This is a genomic window from uncultured Croceicoccus sp. (assembly GCF_947496385.1).
Classification (GTDB): Bacteria; Pseudomonadota; Alphaproteobacteria; order Sphingomonadales; family Sphingomonadaceae; genus Croceicoccus.
In genome coordinates this window covers 100768-117855 of record NZ_CANMCP010000003.1, presented here as the reverse complement: position 1 = coordinate 117855, position 17088 = coordinate 100768, and the positions used below count along the sequence as shown (strand labels likewise).

General features: G+C 65.9%; 14 protein-coding genes. 6 read left to right on the top strand and 8 right to left on the bottom strand.

Features of this window, described 5'->3' with window-relative positions:
* Positions 1–34: 34 nt before the first annotated feature.
* Positions 35–727: a TetR/AcrR family transcriptional regulator gene (locus Q0897_RS06385; protein WP_299308340.1), complete on the bottom strand. Its 693-nt coding sequence runs from the start codon at positions 725–727 to the stop codon at positions 35–37.
* Between the two features lie 77 nt (positions 728–804).
* On the opposite strand from Q0897_RS06385, the gene Q0897_RS06380 reads away from it, so the two are divergent.
* The 3 genes from Q0897_RS06380 to Q0897_RS06370 are packed head-to-tail and all read left to right on the top strand — an operon-like array spanning position 805 to position 6674.
* On the top strand, positions 805–2022 hold the full coding sequence (locus tag Q0897_RS06380) for an efflux RND transporter periplasmic adaptor subunit (protein WP_299308339.1): 1218 nt from the start codon (positions 805–807) through the stop codon (positions 2020–2022).
* A gap of 6 nt (positions 2023–2028) precedes the next feature.
* Positions 2029–5241, top strand: a complete 3213-nt coding sequence (locus Q0897_RS06375) for an efflux RND transporter permease subunit (RefSeq protein WP_299308338.1) — start codon at positions 2029–2031, stop codon at positions 5239–5241.
* The gene (locus Q0897_RS06370; protein WP_299308337.1) at positions 5238–6674 is read left to right on the top strand and encodes an efflux transporter outer membrane subunit; all 1437 of its coding nucleotides are present in this window, start codon (positions 5238–5240) and stop codon (positions 6672–6674) included. The genes Q0897_RS06375 and Q0897_RS06370 overlap by 4 nt, the downstream gene beginning before the upstream one ends.
* Positions 6675–6722: 48 nt before the next feature.
* Here Q0897_RS06370 and Q0897_RS06365 read toward each other — a convergent pair whose 3' ends face one another.
* The 3 genes from Q0897_RS06365 to Q0897_RS06355 form a co-directional block, all read right to left on the bottom strand.
* Entirely contained in the window at positions 6723–7448 is a 726-nt protein-coding gene (locus Q0897_RS06365) for a SapC family protein (RefSeq protein ID WP_299308335.1), read from the bottom strand.
* A gap of 300 nt (positions 7449–7748) precedes the next feature.
* Complete coding sequence (locus Q0897_RS06360) at positions 7749–7913, bottom strand: hypothetical protein (protein ID WP_202083160.1); 165 nt, start codon at positions 7911–7913, stop codon at positions 7749–7751.
* 23 nt (positions 7914–7936) lie between these two features.
* Positions 7937–9532, bottom strand: coding sequence for an isocitrate lyase (locus tag Q0897_RS06355; protein WP_299308334.1), 1596 nt, complete (start codon positions 9530–9532; stop codon positions 7937–7939).
* Positions 9533–9716: 184 nt separating this feature from the next.
* Here Q0897_RS06355 and Q0897_RS06350 point away from each other — a divergent pair, with 184 nt between their 5' ends.
* A complete protein-coding gene (locus Q0897_RS06350; protein ID WP_299308633.1) occupies positions 9717–11096 on the top strand; it encodes a helix-turn-helix transcriptional regulator in 1380 nt (459 codons plus the stop codon).
* 7 nt (positions 11097–11103) lie between these two features.
* Here Q0897_RS06350 and Q0897_RS06345 read toward each other — a convergent pair whose 3' ends face one another.
* On the bottom strand, positions 11104–12342 hold the full coding sequence (locus Q0897_RS06345; RefSeq protein WP_299308333.1) for a multidrug effflux MFS transporter: 1239 nt from the start codon (positions 12340–12342) through the stop codon (positions 11104–11106).
* Between the two features lie 101 nt (positions 12343–12443).
* On the opposite strand from Q0897_RS06345, the gene dinB reads away from it, so the two are divergent.
* Positions 12444–13583 carry a DNA polymerase IV gene (gene dinB / locus Q0897_RS06340; protein ID WP_299308332.1) on the top strand — a complete coding sequence of 380 codons (1140 nt, stop codon included), beginning with the start codon at positions 12444–12446 and terminating at the stop codon, positions 13581–13583.
* A gap of 9 nt (positions 13584–13592) precedes the next feature.
* On the opposite strand, the gene Q0897_RS06335 is transcribed toward dinB, so the two are convergent.
* Together Q0897_RS06335 and Q0897_RS06330 are read right to left on the bottom strand one after the other, a co-directional pair.
* Complete coding sequence (locus Q0897_RS06335; RefSeq protein WP_299308331.1) at positions 13593–14063, bottom strand: NUDIX hydrolase; 471 nt, start codon at positions 14061–14063, stop codon at positions 13593–13595.
* 1 nt (position 14064) lies between these two features.
* Positions 14065–14688 (bottom strand): 6-phosphogluconolactonase, encoded by a 624-nt coding sequence (locus tag Q0897_RS06330; protein ID WP_299308330.1) that lies wholly within the window; start codon positions 14686–14688, stop codon positions 14065–14067.
* 105 nt (positions 14689–14793) lie between these two features.
* Between Q0897_RS06330 and Q0897_RS06325 the strand changes: the two genes are divergently transcribed.
* Positions 14794–15549, top strand: coding sequence for a hypothetical protein (locus Q0897_RS06325; protein WP_299308328.1), 756 nt, complete (start codon positions 14794–14796; stop codon positions 15547–15549).
* Here the strand turns inward: Q0897_RS06325 and putP are convergent.
* Positions 15546–17036, bottom strand: coding sequence for a sodium/proline symporter PutP (putP, locus tag Q0897_RS06320; protein ID WP_299308327.1), 1491 nt, complete (start codon positions 17034–17036; stop codon positions 15546–15548). The genes Q0897_RS06325 and putP overlap by 4 nt on opposite strands.
* Positions 17037–17088: the final 52 nt, after the last annotated feature.

The window sequence follows — 17088 nt, the reverse complement described above, 5'->3', positions numbered from 1 at the left end:
CGGCGATCCTCTCGGATGAAACCTTTTCGCCGCCTTAGCCCGAAGCGGCTCCGCTGTCATCATTGCCGGAGGGCGCGCCCGGTGCCGCCGGCACGATGCCCGCGCCGCGCAGGAAGAAATCGACCCGTTCGTCGAGGTCGAGCGCGCCGCTGGCGAAGTGGGGCCCGCCGGTAATCGCCTCGATCTGGAATTCGTGAAAGACGATGCTGAAAAACACGCGGGCGAGCAGCGCGGGCGGCGCGGCAAGCGATTGCCCGCCCGCCTCGACCTCGCTGAAAAGCTGGGCGAGGCGGGTCCGCAGCTTGTACAGGAGAGCCTCGTGAAAGGCTTGGGCAAAGGCGGGGTCCTCGATGCTGCGCCCGATGACGATGCGCCACATCGCCATGGTCCCAGGGTCGAGCATATGGGCCGACAATCGCTGCGCGAGCACGCGAAGCTTTTCGTCGAGCGGGAGATCGAGCGCCGCGACCGACGTCACGATCTGTTCACCGGAATCGGGCGCGCGAAGCACCACCGCGGCCAGCAGCCCGTCCTTGTTCCCGAAAAGCTTGTAAAGCGTGGTCAGCGATCCGCCCGCCTGTTTGACCACATCGGACAAGGCCGTCGCCTCGAACCCCTTTTCGGCAAAGAGCGCGCGCGCCGCCTCGATAAAGGCGTCGTGACGGGCGCGCAGCCGGCCATCGACGGCGCCGGCCTCGCACCCTGCCGGACAATTCTCCTCGTTCACCTTACGATCCCCATTGCCTTATTCTTATGTAATGATTATTACATATCTCGCATTTGCACAATAGCTGGGCATAATCCTTGAAAATCAAATCCTTTCTCGTCGCCGCCGTCGTGGCCCTTTCCGGTTGTGGGAGCGAGTCCCCGCCGCAGCCGCAGGCGATCCCGGTCGAAACCCTCATTGTCGAGGCGCAGGCCGTGCCCAACATCGTCGAATTGCCGGGGCGTGTCGAATCCATCCGCACGGCCGAGGTCCGGGCCCGCGTGACCGGCATCGTGCAGAGCCGCCTTTACGAGGAAGGCACCGACGTGCGCGAGGGGCAGCCGCTCTTTCGGATCGACCCGGCCGAATTGCGCGCCAGCTATAATCAGACCGAGGCCGCGTTGCAGCGCGCCCGCGCGACCGCGGCAAACGCCCGCGCCGTCGTCGAGCGGTATCGTCCGCTGGTCGATGAAAACGCCATCAGCCGGCAGGAATACGACGCCGCCCTGGCCGCATCGCGCGAGGCGGCGGCCAATGTCGCACAGATCCAGGCACAGCTTCAGTCCGCCTCGCTGCAACTGGGCTACACCACCGTGCGCGCGCCGATCTCGGGCCGGGCGAGCAGCGCGCAGGTGACCGAAGGCGCGCTCGTCAGCCAGGCGGAGGGCACGTTGATGACCCGCATCGAGCAGGTCAGCCCGGTCTATGTCACGTTCTCGCAATCGGTATCGGAATTGCAGACGATCCGCCGCCGCATCGCCTCGGGCGAGCTCGACTTTGCCGATGGGGAGCAGATCGAGGTTTACCTGACCCTGCCCGACGGGACCGAATATGGCGTGCCCGGCCTTGTCGATTTCCTCGATTTCTCGGTCGATGCGGAAACCGGCACGGTTGCGCTGCGTGCCCGCTTCGCCAATCCCGACCGGCTGTTGCAGCCCGGCGAATTCGTGCGCGGCCGTTTCCGGGTCGGCGATGTCAACAATGCGATCGCGGTGCCGCAATCGGTCGTGAACATCGGCGAGACGGGCGGCAGCGTCCTGCTCGTATCGCCGGACGATACGGTGATGGCGCGGCCCGTGGAGCTGGGCGAGATGGTCGACGGCAAGTGGATCGTGACGTCGGGCCTGGAACCCGGCGACGAGATCATCACCAATAATCTGCAAAAACTGCGCCCCGGCATGCCCGTTGCACCCACGCCGAAGAACGCGCCCGCGCCGCGGCCGGCAACCCCCGCGCCCGCCGCGACCCGCACCGATGCCGCCGGCGAACGCGGCGGGGCGGCGGCCACCGCCCGGCCCCGGTCGCAGGCGGAGTAAGCCCAGGTGTCACGCTTTTTCATCGACAGGCCCGTCTTCGCATGGGTCGTATCGCTTTTCATCCTGCTCGCGGGGTTCATCGCCCTGCGCGCGCTCCCGATCGAGCAATATCCGTCGGTCGCCCCGCCATCGCTGTCCATTTCGGTGGTGTATCCCGGCGCCGATGCGCAAACGCTCGAGGAAAACGTCACCCAGGTCATCGAACAGCAGATGAACGGGGTCGAAGGCTTCCTCTACATGGCGTCGAGCAGCTCCTCCAACGGGTCGGCCAGCATCACGCTCACCTTCGAATCGGGCACCGACATCGACATCGCGCAGACGGAGGTGCAGAACCGGCTCTCCACGGTCGAGGCGCGCCTTCCCGAAGCCGTCCGGCGGCAGGGCATCACCGTGCGCCAGGCCAATTCCGGCTTTCTCATGATTGTCGCGCTGACGTCGAAATCGGGTGGGACGGACAATGTCGAGCTGGGCAATATCGCCTCGGTCCGGGTCGTGGACGAATTGCGCCGCGTCGAAGGTGTCGGCGATGTGCAGCTGTTCGGTTCGCCCTATGCCATGCGGATCTGGCTCGATCCCGATGCGCTGGCGTCCTACGGCATCGCGCCGAGCCAGGTCGTCGCCGCCATCTCGGAACAGAACAGCCAGGCTGCGGGCGGCTCCATCGGCGCCGCACCGGTGATGGAGGGGCAGCAGATTACGGCCAATATCCGCACGCAGGGCCGCTTTACCCGGGTGGAGGAGTTCGAGAACATCATCCTGCGCTCCACCACCGGGGCCGCCGCGGTGCGGCTTCGCGACGTGGCGCGCGTGGAACTTGGCGCGCAGAGCTATACCCGCGTTGCCGAACTCAACGGACAACCGATGGCCGGCATGGCGGTGCAGCTCGCCACGGGGGCGAACGCGCTCTCCACGGCCGAGGGCGTGCGCGACCGCATGGCGCAGATCGGGCAGAACCTTCCCGACGATGTCGCCTGGTCGATCCCCTATGACACGACGCCCTTCGTCGCGCTTTCGGTCGAGGAGGTGGTCAAGACCCTCGTCGAGGCGATGATCCTCGTGTTCCTCGTGATGTTTCTGTTTCTTCAGAACTGGCGTGCGACGATGATCCCGACGCTGGTCGTGCCGATCGCGCTTGCGGGGGCCTGTGCCGGATTGCTGATGTTCGGCTTCTCGATCAACGTGCTGACGCTGTTCGGGATGGTGCTGGCCATCGGTATCCTCGTCGACGACGCCATCGTCGTGATCGAGAATGTCGAACGCATCATGCACGAGGAAGGGCTTGGCCCCATTCCCGCCACGCGCAAGGCGATGGACCAGATCACCGGCGCCATCATCGGCATCACGCTCGTGCTGGTCGCGGTGTTCGTGCCGATGGCGTTCTTCCCCGGATCGACGGGCGGAATCTACCGGCAATTCGCCGTCACGCTTGCGATCTCGATCTTCTTTTCCGCCGTGATGGCGCTCGTGCTGACGCCGGCGCTGTGCGCGCACTTCCTGAAACCGGGGCGCAACGGGTCGGCGGAAAATGCGGCCGACGATACGCAGGATGCGCCCGCCGGCTGGCGCGGGAAGGTTCGCCGGGTCACGGGACGCGCGGGCCGGGTGCTCGAAAAGTTCAACCGCTGGTTCGATCGGACCACGCGCCGCTATACCCGCACGAATGACAAGATCCTGTCGCGGCCCCTGCGGGCGCTGGCCGTGTTCGGCGCGCTGGTGGTGGTGACGGGGTTCCTGTTCACGCGTCTTCCCGGCGGTTTCCTCCCGACGGAGGATCAGGGCTATCTCATCACCGTGGTGCAGGCGCCCGCCGGCAGCACGGCGGAGCGGACCGATGCCGCCGTCGAACGGATCCAGGATTTCTGGGCTCAGCAGGAGGAGGTCCGCGACGTCGTCACGATCCACGGCTACAGCTTTTTCGGGCAGGGTGAGAACAACGCGATGATGTTCACCGTGTTCAACGACTGGAGCGAGCGGGGCGGCGGCGAACATTCCGCGGCCGCCATTGCCGAACGGCTGGGCGGGTTCCTGATGACGATCGACGATGCGCTGGCCTTTCCGGTGCAGCCCCCGCCGATCAGCGCACTCGGCAATGCAAGCGGCTTTTCCATGAAGCTGGAGGATCGCGCCGGACTTGGCCGGGACGTGCTGACCTCGGCGCGGGATCAGCTGCTCGCCGCCGCGTCGCAAAGCCCGGTGATCGCCAATCTTCGGCCCGAAGACCAGCAGCCCGCTCCGCAGGTCGCGCTCGACATCGACCGGTTGCAGGTCCGCGCGCTCGGCCTTTCGATGAGCGATGTGAACAACGCTTTGGCGATCAATTTCGGCTCGGCCTATGTCAACGACTTCAACCGGCAGGGCCGCGTGCTGCAGGTGCTCGCGCAGGCCGACAGCGACAGCCGCCGTTCGCCCGAGGACATTCTGGCGCTGCGCATCCCCAATGCGCAGGGCGACCTCGTCCCGTTCAGCGCCTTTGCCGACGCGACATGGACCGCCGCGCCGCCGGCGCTCGCCCGGTACAACGGCTATCCCGCGATGACGCTTTCGGGCGAGGCGGCCGAAGGCTATGCCTCGGGCGCCGCACTCGCCGAGATGGAGCGGCTGGCGCAGGAATTGCCCGAGGGGATCGGGTATGAATGGACCGGCCTGTCGTTCGAGGAACAGCAGGCATCGGGGCAGATCGGCCTGCTGCTCGGGCTTTCCGCGCTCATCGTGTTCCTGTTGCTCGCGGCGCTCTACGAAAGCTGGGCGGTGCCGGTCTCGGTGCTGCTGATCGTGCCGATGGGCATTCTGGGTGCGGTGATCTTCACATGGGCCCGCGGTTACAGCGCCGACATCTATTTCAATGTCGGCCTCATCACCATCATTGGCCTTGCGGCAAAGAACGCGATCCTGATCGTGGAATTCGCGATCGAGGAGGAAGAGGCGGGCAAATCGCCGCTGGAGGCGGTGAAGGCCGCGGCCCGGTTGCGTCTGCGCCCGATCATCATGACCTCGCTCGCGTTCATCCTGGGCATGGTGCCGCTGGTGCTGTCGTCGGGGGCCGGCGCGGCCAGCCGGCAGGCGGTCGGCACGGGCGTCATGGGCGGCATGATCTTCGCCACCGCGCTCGGCATTTTCCTCATCCCCGTGCTCTACCTGCTCGTGCGGCGCTACATCAGCCGGAAGCAACCCGTCGGGGCCGGGCCGCACGATGCCGAAGCGGCGGAGGAACGCGCATGAAAAAGCTTCTGATCGCAGGGCTTGCGGCGAGTGCATTGTCGGGCTGCGTCAATCTCGCGCCCGAACATGTTCGTCCCGAACCCGCCGTGCCCGCAGGTTACGACCATGCCTATCGCCCCGACGGGTCGGTCGTGGCTTCGCGGCTGGGGTGGCGCGAATATCTGACCGATCCGCGGCTTCAGGTGCTGATCACCAGCGCGCTTGAAAACAATCGCGACCTCGTCGCCGCGACCGCGCGGATCGAGCAGGCGCGCGCACGTTACCGGATCGAGAATGCGGACCGCCTGCCGCAGGTCGTCGCCACCGGTTCGGCCACGCGCACCCGCATCCCGCTGGGGACGCAGCCGGTCGGCGCGGGCACGCCGGCCTCCGGCTCCGTCACGCTCGATCGGTACGACATCGGCATCGGGGCGAGCGCGTTCGAGCTCGATTTCTGGGGCCGCGTCGCCAATCAGAGCGAGGCGGCGCGCGCGCGTTACCTGTCCACCGTCGCGGCGCAGCGTTCGTTCTATCTCTCGCTCATCGCCGATGTCGCGAGCCGCTATTTCGAGCTGATCGAGAGCGGCGAGCAGATCGCGCTTGCCGAGCAGACCGTGGAAAGCCGGGCGGAAGGCTTGCGCATCGCGGCGCTGCGGCTCGATGCGGGGGTGACGTCCGGCCTCCCGTACCGGCAGGCGGAGAGCCTGCTGACCTCGGCGCAGCAGCAGCTTGCGGCGGAGGAGCTGAACGCCGCGCAATTGCGCAATCTGCTGCAGGTGCTCGTGGGTGGGCGACTGCCACCGTCGCTGCCCGACGGGCTCTCGCTGGACGCGCAGGCGGCGCCGGTGCGCATCGACGCGGGCCTGCCGTCGGACCTGCTGCTCGCCCGGCCCGACATCGTCGCGGCGGAGGAAACGCTGCGCGCCGCGCGGGCCGACATCGGGGCCGCGCGCGCCGCGTTCTTCCCCAGCATTTCGCTCACCGGGACGGCGGGGCTCGCCTCTGCCGACATTGGCGGATTGTTCGATCCGGGCGATGCGCTCACCTGGACGTTCGGACCGTCGATCAGCCTGCCGATCTTCGACAACGGACAGCGCGATGCCAATCTCGCGCTTGCCCGCGCAACGGAGGCGGAACTGCTCGCCACCTACGACCGCACGGTGCAGACCGCGTTCCGCGAGGTGTCGGACGGACTTGCCGGGCGCCGCTATCTCGCCGAGCAGGTCGAGACGTTGCAGCGCGGCGTCGCAGCGCAGCAGCGGATCGCGCGCATCGCCCGGCTGCGCTATCGCGAAGGGGTGGCCGATTATCTCGAAGTGCTGGACGCGGAACGCAGCCTGTTTTCGGCGCAGCAGCAATTGCTGTCCACCCGGCGCGCGCTTTACCAGAACGACGTGAACCTGTTCGTCGCGCTGGGTGGCGGGTTCGGCGCGGTCGAAACGCCCGCGCCGTAACGGGGTAAACGGGGCGCGCGATTTCCGCGTGCCCCGCCCGCCACGGCCTCAGCCAGCCGCGATCCGCGCATTGCGCCGGTCGATCAGCGCCCCGATCCGCGACAGCGACGCCAGCGCCATGAACAGCGGTTCGAGATGGCCGTCGATGTGAAGCCCGCCAAGCCCCGCCCCGTCGAGCAGGCGCAGCCGTTCCTCGTTAATGGCGTGATAGCCGTCGAGCTGCTGCACGCTGCCGTCGGCGAAGGTGATGTCGAGCGTGAACGGTTCGAGCAGGTCGTGTCGACGCAGCGCATCGAAGAACCCCGACGAATCGCGATAGCCCGCGTCGAGCGCGGCAAGCTTTTCACGCACCGATTCCAGGAACGGGGTTGCCGCGCCGTCGTCCTCGAACACGCGCACGCCCTGCGCCTCCTCCGCGCCGGCGATGCGCGGATGGGCGGGGTCGACCTGCAATTCGTCGCGATCCTCGCCATCGCCCGACCGCCCGATCAGGAACGGCTGCACATCCATGGCGAGCGGTTTGTACGATGCGTCCCATTCGCCGTTTACGACGAACAGGTTCTCGCCCGCCTCGAACCCGAACAAGGCGATCGCATCGAAGCTGTCGCGTTCCACGTCGAGGCGGAACAGGATGGGGAAGCAATCCTGCACCCGGCGAAACTCGCTCGGCACGGCGAGGCACGCCATGATGCCATCGCCAAGATCGTCCGATGCGCCGGTGCGCACGCGCAGATCGCGATGGGTCGCGGGGTCGAGGGGGGAGGGGCTGGTCATGTCGGGCTCTTTCGAATCTGGGCGCCGCGATGCCGGTGTGCGGCGGGCGCGGGAAACGGGCGGTCGAACAGCGAACGGGCGCGGTGGCCATTCGTGCCCGAACCGGGTGCGCCCCTGCGTAAAGCATATCCGGCCCGCCTTCGTCAGCGATGAATTCATGCCGGGGCGAAATTTTCCGCCGCACGCCGGTCGACGGCCCCAATGAAACAGCGCGCGAACCGGGTGGTTCGCGCGCTGTCGTGCAACGGTGGGGCATCCTCTCCCCAAGGATCCAGCCTGTGCGGTGGGGGTTTTCCCCTCTTATCCCGCGCGGCCGAGCCGGTGCAGCAGGTTGGCGTATTTCTGCGATTCCGCCGGATCCTCGCAATTGCGCGCATAGGCCGCAACCGCTGTCTTCAGCAAGGGAAAATCGGAGTTCGAGAAAATCGCGCGGGGGCGTTCGGCGGTTTTGGTGTCTTCGGTCATGATATTTTCTCCTTCGCTGTGCCTTATGCGGCGAATTGATTCATGGTGTTGTTGGCACCGCCGGCCTTCAGCGCGGCTTCGCCTGCGAAATAGTCCTTGTGATCGTCGCCGATGTCGCTGCCCGACATGTTCTGATGCTTCACGCAGGCGATACCCTCGCGGATTTCCTTGCGCTGCACGCCCTTGACGTAACCCAGCATGCCCGCCTCTCCGAAATATTTCTTCGCCAGATTGTCGGTCGACAGCGCAGCGGTGTGATAGGTCGGCAGGGTGATGAGATGGTGGAAAATCCCGGCCCGTGCCGCCGCGTCGCGTTGGAACGTGCGGATCTTCTCGTCCGCTTCGGCGGCAAGCTCGGTCGCGTCGTAATCGGCGCTCATCAACCGGGCGCGGTCGTATGGCGTCACATCACGGCCGTCGGCTTCCCATGCATCGAACACCTGCTGACGGAAGTTCAGCGTCCAGTTGAAGCTGGGCGAATTGTTGTAGACCAGCTTTGCATCGGGCACGACCTCGCGGATGCGGTCGACCATGCCGGCGATCTGTTCGACATGCGGCTTCTCCGTTTCGATCCAGAGCAGGTCGGCGCCGTTCTGAAGGCTGGTGATGCAGTCGAGCACGACCCGGTCCTCGCCCGATCCGGCGCGGAACTGATACAGGTTCGACGGCAGGCGGCGCGGGCGCAGCAGCTTGCCCTCGCGGCTGAGGAAGACATCGCCGTTACGGATGCTGGCGGGGTCGACCTCCTCGCAATCGAGGAAGCTGTTGTACTGATCGCCGAGGTCGCCTTCCTCCTGCGTATAGGCGATCTGCTTCGTCAGCCCGGCACCCAGCGAATCGGTGCGCGCGACGATGATGCCGTCATCCACGCCCATTTCGAGGAAGGCGTAACGGATCGCGCGGATCTTCTGCAGGAAATCCTCGTGCGGAACGGTGACCTTGCCATCCTGGTGGCCGCATTGCTTCTCGTCCGAAACCTGGTTCTCGATCTGCAGCGCGCAGGCGCCCGCCTCGATCATCTGCTTGGCGAGCAGATAGGTCGCCTCCGCATTGCCGAAGCCTGCGTCGATGTCGGCGATGATCGGCACGACATGGCTCTCGTAATTGTCGATGGCATGTTCGAGCCGCTTCGCCTCGACCGTGTCACCGGCCTCGCGCGCGGTGTCGAGATCGCGGAACATCATGCCGAGCTCGCGCGCATCGGCCTGCTTCAGGAAGGTGTAGATCTCCTCGATCAGCGCGGGAACGCTGGTCTTTTCATGCATCGACTGATCCGGGAGCGGGCCGAATTCGCTGCGCAAGGCGGCGACCATCCAGCCTGAGAGGTAGAGGTAGCGCCCCTTCATGCTGCCGAAATGCTTCTTGATGCTGATCATCTTCTGCTGCGCGATGAACCCGTGCCAGCAGCCAAGCGACTGCGTATATTGCGCCGGGTCGGCATCGTAGGCGGCCATGTCGCGGCGCATGATCGCGGCGGTATGCTTTGCAATGTCGAGCCCGGTACGGAACCGGTTCTGCAGGCGCATGCGGGCCGCGCTCTGCGCATCGATGGCGGCCCATGGCGCGCCATTGCCCGCGATGGTGTCCTGCATTCCGGCGATTGTGTTCTGGTAACCCATGATCGATCCCTCGGTGAATTTGGTGTCTGTCCACAGTGATGCCGACATGGGGCGGACGGCGACATTGCGCGCGGTGTCACCATGTCAAACTTTACAAACGGCGCGTGTATTGTTGTAAGGTTGTGGACAGGGCGAACCGCCATCGCCGCCAGGGAGAACCGTCGTGACACGCAAGGCATTGTTCATGGGCCCGCGCCTGAAACGGGTGCGGCGCGACCTTGGGCTGACGCAGGCGAACATGGCCGCCGACCTCGAGATCAGCGCATCCTATGTCGCGTTGATGGAACGCAATCAGCGTCCGGTGACGGCCGAACTGCTGCTCCGCCTTGCCGCAACCTACAAGATCGACATCGCCAGCCTCGCCGACGACGGGAGCGAGGAGCTGGGCAAGCGGCTCAAGGGTATCCTTCGCGAGCCGATGTTCACCGACATCGACCTGCCCGCACTCGACATCGCGGATATCGCGACGAGCTATCCCGGCTTTGCCGAGGCGTTCCTGCGGCTCCACACCGCGTTCAGCGAGGAGCAGATGACCCTTGCGCAGCGGCAGGCCCACGGGATCGATGAAACCCTGCCCGACCCCGTGGGCGAGGCGCGCGCGTTCCTCGCCGCACGGCGCAATTGCTTCCCCCTGCTGGACGAGGCGGCGGAGGCGGCGGCGCGCGAGATGGGCAAGGGCGCGCCCGATCTTGCCGCGCTGGTGGACAGGCTCGGCAGCAAGCACGGGCGCAAGGTGCGTTTCGTCGATCCGGCGGTGATGCTGGGCGCGCTGCGCTGGCACGACCGGCACCGGGAACAGGTGCTGATTTCCGACAGGCTCGACGTGTCGGGGCGGCGCTATCAACTCGCGCTGCAACTCGCCCTGCTGGAGGCGCGGCAGGCGATTTCCGCGCAATTGTCCGAGGGGCGCTTTACCGGCGAAAATGCGCAGCGCATGGCCCGGCGCGCGCTCGCCAATTACTGGGCCGCGGCGGTGCTGATGCCGTATCGCGCGTTCCTGCGGGCGTCGCGCGAACATCTGCACGATATCGAGATTCTCTCGCGCCTGTTCGGATGCAGTTTCGAACAGATCGCCCATCGGCTGACCACCATGGGCCGCAGCGGGGAGGAAGGCGTGCCGTTCTTCTTCCTCCGCGTGGACGAGGCGGGCAATGTGTCCAAACGGCTCGACGGGGCGGGGTTTCCGTTTGCGCGGGCGGGGGGATCGTGCCCGCTATGGAACGTGCATTCGGCCTTTCGCACGCCGGGGCAGGTGGTGACGCAATCGCTCGAACTGCCGGATGGGCAGCGGTTCTTTTCCATCGCGCGGACCGTGGCGGCGGGCGGCGGGGCGCATGATGCGCCGCGTGCGCTGCGGGCCGTGGCGCTGACCTGCGCGGCGGAACATGCCGAGCGGCTCGTCTATGCGCGAGGGCTGGACATGGCGCCGACGCCCATTGGCGTTGCCTGTCACCTGTGTCACCGGCCGCATTGCATCGCCCGCGCCGCGCCGCCGATCGGCCGCGAAATGCGCCCCGACGAAAATCGCGAGACCGGCGTGCCCTTCGCCTTCGCCACCGATTGAAGCGGGGTCAGACCAACTCGATCTTCGCGCTGCGCCGGCGGAAAAGACGGAAATTCTCGCTGATCAGCACGAGCAGGAGGCCCGATGCGCTGAGGAGGAAGAGCGCCGCGCCCAGCGGCTGCGCCGTGCCATTATAGGCCGCGCCGATGATTCCGCCCAGAAGCGCGCCGCCGCCCACCCGGATCGACGTCTGTAGCGAGGAGGCCGAGCCCGCGATCCGGGCGAAAGGCTGCAGCGCGATCGAGCTGAAATTCGCGCCGAGAAAACCGATCAGCGCCATGTTCACCATCATGAACGGCAGGAACAGCGCCAGCGAATCGGGATAGAACGTCGCTGCCGCCCATTGCCCGCCGCCCGACGCCACGAAGATCAGCAGCGCGACATGGCTGACCGGGCGGGCGCCGAACCGTTCGACGATGCGCGAGTTGATGAAATTGGTCGCCGCCATCGACACCGCCAGCAGCCCGAAGATCAGCGGGAAACGCCGCCCCTGCCCGAAATGCCCGCCGATCAGCTGTTCGCTCATGTTGATGAAGCCATAGAGCCCGCCGAACACCAGCATCGCGCCAAAGACATAGCCAAGCGCATCCCGGTTGGTGAGTACGAGGCGGAAATTATGCGCGATACGGCGGGGCTGCAATTGCTGCCTGTCTTCGGGCGCCAGCGTTTCCGACAGGCGCAGCCCGGTCCACACGAACATCAGCCCCGACAATCCCGCCAGAAGACCGAAGATCCAGCGCCAGTCGGCGATGAGCAGGATCCCCTGCCCAACCGTGGGGGCCAGGATAGGGACGATCATGAACACCATCGCGATGAGCGACACGGTGCGCGCCATGCGGTCGCCTTCGAACCGGTCGCGCACGACCGCATTGGCCACCACGCCGCCCGCCGACGAAACCACCCCGTGAAAGAAACGCAGGACCAGCATCACGCCGAAATCCTCCGCCAGCACACAGGCGAAGCTGAGCGCGCAATAGCACGCGATCCCGGCCAGCAGCACGGGTTTGCGCCCGAACCGATCGGCGAGAAAGCCGAACGCCAGCGCCCCGATACCCATGCCCAGAAGATAGGTCGAAACGACAAGCTGCCGGTCATTGGGGTCGCGCGTGCCCAGGTCCGATGCAATCTGGCCGAGCGCGGGCAGCATCGTGTCGATGCCCAGCGCCTGCAACGCCATCATCATCGCGAGCATCGCGACGAATTCGACATCGCCCAACACGATCGGTTTCTTCTTGAAAAGGGTCACACCCTGCCTTTGCGCCCGTTTGATCCTTTCGCACAAGCCCCATTATCGCATAGTCGCCGGTCGGTTTTTGCAAGCGCGAGCCGCTATGATTAAAACGCGACATGACCGCGGACCGCGACGATATTCCCGATTCGCCGGATGCGGAGGACGAAAGCGAAGCCGCAGGGCTGCACAAGATCATCCATATTGACATGGACGCATTCTTTGCCAGCGTGGAACAGCGCGACCATCCCGAATTGCGCGGACGCCCCGTCGCCGTCGGCGGGTCGAGCGGGCGCGGCGTGGTCGCGGCGGCGAGTTACGAAGCGCGCAGGTTCGGCGTGCGGTCCGCCATGCCGTCGGTTACGGCGCAGCGGCTGTGCCCCGATCTCATCTTCTGCAAATCGCGGTTCGACGTCTATCGCGAGGTGTCGCGGCAAATCCGCGCGGTGTTCCACGACTATACCCCGCTGGTGGAACCGCTCTCCCTCGACGAGGCGTATCTCGACGTGACGGAGGATCGCCATGCGCTGGGCAGTGCGACCCGCATCGCGCTGGCGATCCGCCGCCGCATCGCCGAGGATACGCAGCTCACCGCGAGCGCCGGCGTGTCCTATAACAAGTTCCTGGCAAAGCTCGCCTCGGATCAGAACAAGCCCGACGGCATCTGCGTCATCCGGCCGGGGGAGGGGGCGGCCTTCGTCGCGCAATTGCCGGTGACGCGCTTTCACGGGATCGGCCCGGTGGGCGCGAAGAAGATGGCGGGGCTCGGCATCGTGACCGGGGCCGACCTGGCGGCAAAGGATCTTCCGTTCCTGCGCGCGCATTTCGGCAGTTTCGCCGATTATCTCTATCGTGCGGCGCGCGGCATCGACCTCAGGCAGGTGCGCGCCCATCGCACGCGCAAATCGGTCGGCGGCGAACGCACCTTTCACGAGGATTTGTTCGCCCCGCGCGAATTGACAGAGGCGGTGGACCGGATCGTCGATATCGTGTGGGACCGGATCACCCATAACAAGGCGCGCGGGCGGACCGTGACGATCAAGCTGAAATACAATGATTTCACGCTTCAGAGCCGGGCTCGCTCGCTCTCCCGCCCGGTGGCGGACAAGGCGGAGTTCGCGAAAATCGGCCACGCGCTGCTTGCCGAGCTGCTGCCCTTGCCGCGGCCGATCCGGCTGATGGGGCTGACGCTGTCGAAGCTCGAAGGGGTCGCGCCGAAGAAGAAGGGCGACGCGCTGGCGCAGCTCGACCTGCTTTGACGGCCTTCTTCAACCGGCCGCCTGTTCGATATAGCCGCGCGCCCATTGCGGCACGGATGGCGGAAGCGCGGCCGGGTCGACCCAGCGGATTTCGCGGATTTCGCGACCATCGGCCTGCGCCTCTCCCTGCGCCCGGATGGCGAGGATGGTCACGTTGTTGGTCGCGCCATGGAGGTTGAAACAATCGGTGCCGACCTCGCGCACATCGCGAGCGCGAAGGCCGGTTTCCTCGGCCAGTTCGCGCAAGGCCGCCTCCATCGGTTCCTCGCCGCGCCGGCATCCACCCGTCGGAAGATGCCATTCGTCGCGCATGCGATAGGAATGACGCACGAGCAGCACGCGCCCGCGATCGTCGAACGCCGCGATGGCGACGCCGCGCAGGGTCGGCTTGCGCAGCCGCCACCAGCGCCGCCGGACCTGTTCCGCCACGCGCAGCACCGCCCGGTGCACGCCCGCCGGCAACAGGCCGATCAGCGGCACATCAGGCAAAGCACGTCACCGAAGCGCGCGCATTCTGCAACAATCGCGCAATGGGAAGGTCGTTTTCGCCCTTGGCCGCAGCCTCGAAAACGCGGCGCTTCTCCTCGCCCCGAATGACGAAGACGAGATGTTCGGCGGTCAGCAGTTTCGGCAGCGTCAGCGTGACCCGGTCGAACGGCGCTTCGGGCGGAAGCGGGTCCGGGGTGAGCCGGCGGACGGTTTCGGAATCGTCGATGCGCGGGTCGGTATTGGGAAAGAGCGAGGCGATATGCCCGTCGTCGCCCATGCCGAGCCAGGCGAGCGCGAAATGCGGCGGCGCGCTGTCTTCGGCAAGCGGCACGACCTTCGCGTCGGTGCCCGACAGCGTTTCGCGGAGGCGGCCGAAATTGCTCGCCTCGTGATCGGGGTCTACCATCCGGTCGTCGCCGGGCCAGAACGCGAGCCGCGCCCAGTCGAGATCCTTCTTCGCCATGGCGGCGAGGATGGGAAACGGGGTCGAGCCGCCCGGCACGGTGACCGCCACCTCTCCCTCACGCTGTGTCAGGTCGGCGGAGAGCGTTTCCACCATCCAGTCCGCGATTTGGCTATCGCTCCAGTCGTGATGATAGGTGATTTCGGTCAGCATGGTTGATCCTTCCTTCGTTGCCCACGCGAAATGGTCATCGCAGGGCCGCTTCGCAAGCCGGGTGGCGGGCTTGTTTCCGGGGCCCGGACCGGGCAGTCAGGGCCGATGCACGGTCCCAATATCCTCGTGACCGCCGCGATGGTGGCGGTCTTTGCCCTCGTTCACCTGTTCATCGGGCGGTTGAAATTCCTGTCCGCCGCGCCGCGCAGCCGCTGGCTTTCCTTTTCCGGCGGGATCGCGGTGTCCTATGTGTTCTTGCACGTGCTGCCCGATCTGGGCGTGCACGAACGGGCCTTTGCCACGGCGCTGGCGATGGGGGATTCGCTCGCCGAAAGCCTGGTCTATTCGCTGGCGCTGGTCGGGCTGGCGGCGTTTTACGGGCTGGAACGCGCGGTGAAACGGTCGCGCGCCCGTTCGCGCAAGGCGGGCGATGGCGACCGGATCGAGGATCACCTCGAATGGGTGCACGTGGGAAGCTATGCGCTGCTCAACCTGCTCATCGGCTATCTGCTGATGCACCGGGAGGAATATGGCACGTGGTCGCTGCTGCTCTATTTCGTGGCGATGAGCCTGCATTTCATGACGAGCGATTTCGGCATGCGGGAGGATCACACCGCCGCCTATGATGCGCGGGGGCGGTGGGTCATATCCGCCGCAGTGGTCGCCGGCTGGCTCATCGGGCTGGCCGTGACCTTGCCGGCGGTGGTGGTGGGTTTTCTCTTCGCGTTCCTGGCGGGCGGGATCACTTTGAACGTGCTCAAGGAGGAACTCCCCGAGGATCGCGAAAGCCGGTTCGTGCCCTTCCTCACCGGGGCGGCGATCTATGCCGCGCTGATGCTGGGCGAGCGTGCGATGGTCTAGGCGATCTCGGCGCGATAGGGGTTCGCAGGGCCAACGGATGTCGCCTTGCTCACGCCCCAGATCGCCAGCCATGCCGCGATGAAGCCGGGGATGATTTCGTACACCCCTTCGCCGCCCAGGAAACTCGCGTTCCAGCCCAGCGCGATCCACGCGATGACCACCGCCGCGCCGGTGACGAGGCCCGCCACCGCGCCCGCGCCCGTCATGCGCTTCCACGTGAGCGAGAGGACGATCAACGGGCCGAACGCCGCGCCGAACCCGGCCCATGCGTTGGAGACGAGGCCGAGCACCTCGCTGTCGGGGTCGCGCGCGATCAGGATCGCGGCCAGCGCCACGAGCAGGACACACACGCGGCCGACATTCACCGTCTCGCGCTCGCTCGCGTTCTTGCGGAGGAAAAGACGGTAGAAATCCTCGGTCAACGAACTTGAAGAAACCAGCAATTGCGAGCTGATCGTCGACATGATCGCGGCGAGCAGCGCAGCCAGCAGGAACCCGGTGATGAGCGGGTGGAACAAGGTGTCGGCCAGCATGATGAAGATCGTTTCGGGATCTTCGAGCGGAATGCCGTTGCGCTGCGCATAGGCGCGCCCCGCCAGCCCGACGCCGAGCGCCCCGATGAGCGACACGAACATCCAGCTCATCCCGATATTGCGCGCGGTGGCCACCGCCGCCACGCTGCGCACCGCCATGAAGCGCACGATGATATGCGGCTGCCCGAAATAGCCGAGACCCCAGGTAATCGCCGACAGGAAACCGATGATGGACAGCCCGTTCGTCAGGCTCAGGAATTCAGGGTCGATCCCGCGCAGCGTTTCGGCGACCGCGGACGGCCCGCCATCGCCCGTCATCACGACGATCGGCATCAGGATCAGCGCCACGACCATGATGCAGCCCTGCACGAAATCGGTCAGCGACACGGCAAGGAACCCGCCGACCATCGTATAGGCCAGCACGACCCCGGCGGTCAGCCAGATGCCGAACATGTAATCGCTCATCCCCACATCGCCGAACAGGCCGGCAAAGCTGGTCACGAACAGCTTGCCCCCGCCGACGAGGCCGGCGGCGGTGTAGACGGTGAAGAACAATACGATGATGATCGCCGAAATCACGCGCAGGGCGATCGCCTTGTCCGGGAAGCGATTGGCGAGAAATTCGGGAATGGTGAGCGCATTGCCATATTCCACCGTCTGCGCGCGCAAACGCGGCGCCACGATGATCCAGTTGGCAAAGGCACCGATGAACAGACCGATGCCGATCCACGCCTCCACCAGCCCGGCGGCATAAAGAGCCCCCGGCAGGCCGAGCAGGAGCCAGCCGGACATGTCCGACGCCCCCGCCGAAAGGGCGGCCACCGCCGGATGCAGGTCGCGCCCGCCCAGCAGATAGCCTTCCGAACTGTCCGTCGATTTGCGCCAGGCATAAAGGCCGATGGCGATCATCAGGATGAAATACAGTGCGAGTGAGATCAGGGTTCCGGTCTGCATGAGGGTTGTTCATACAAATTCGGAACCAAATGTCACGTTTTGTAAACGCGGG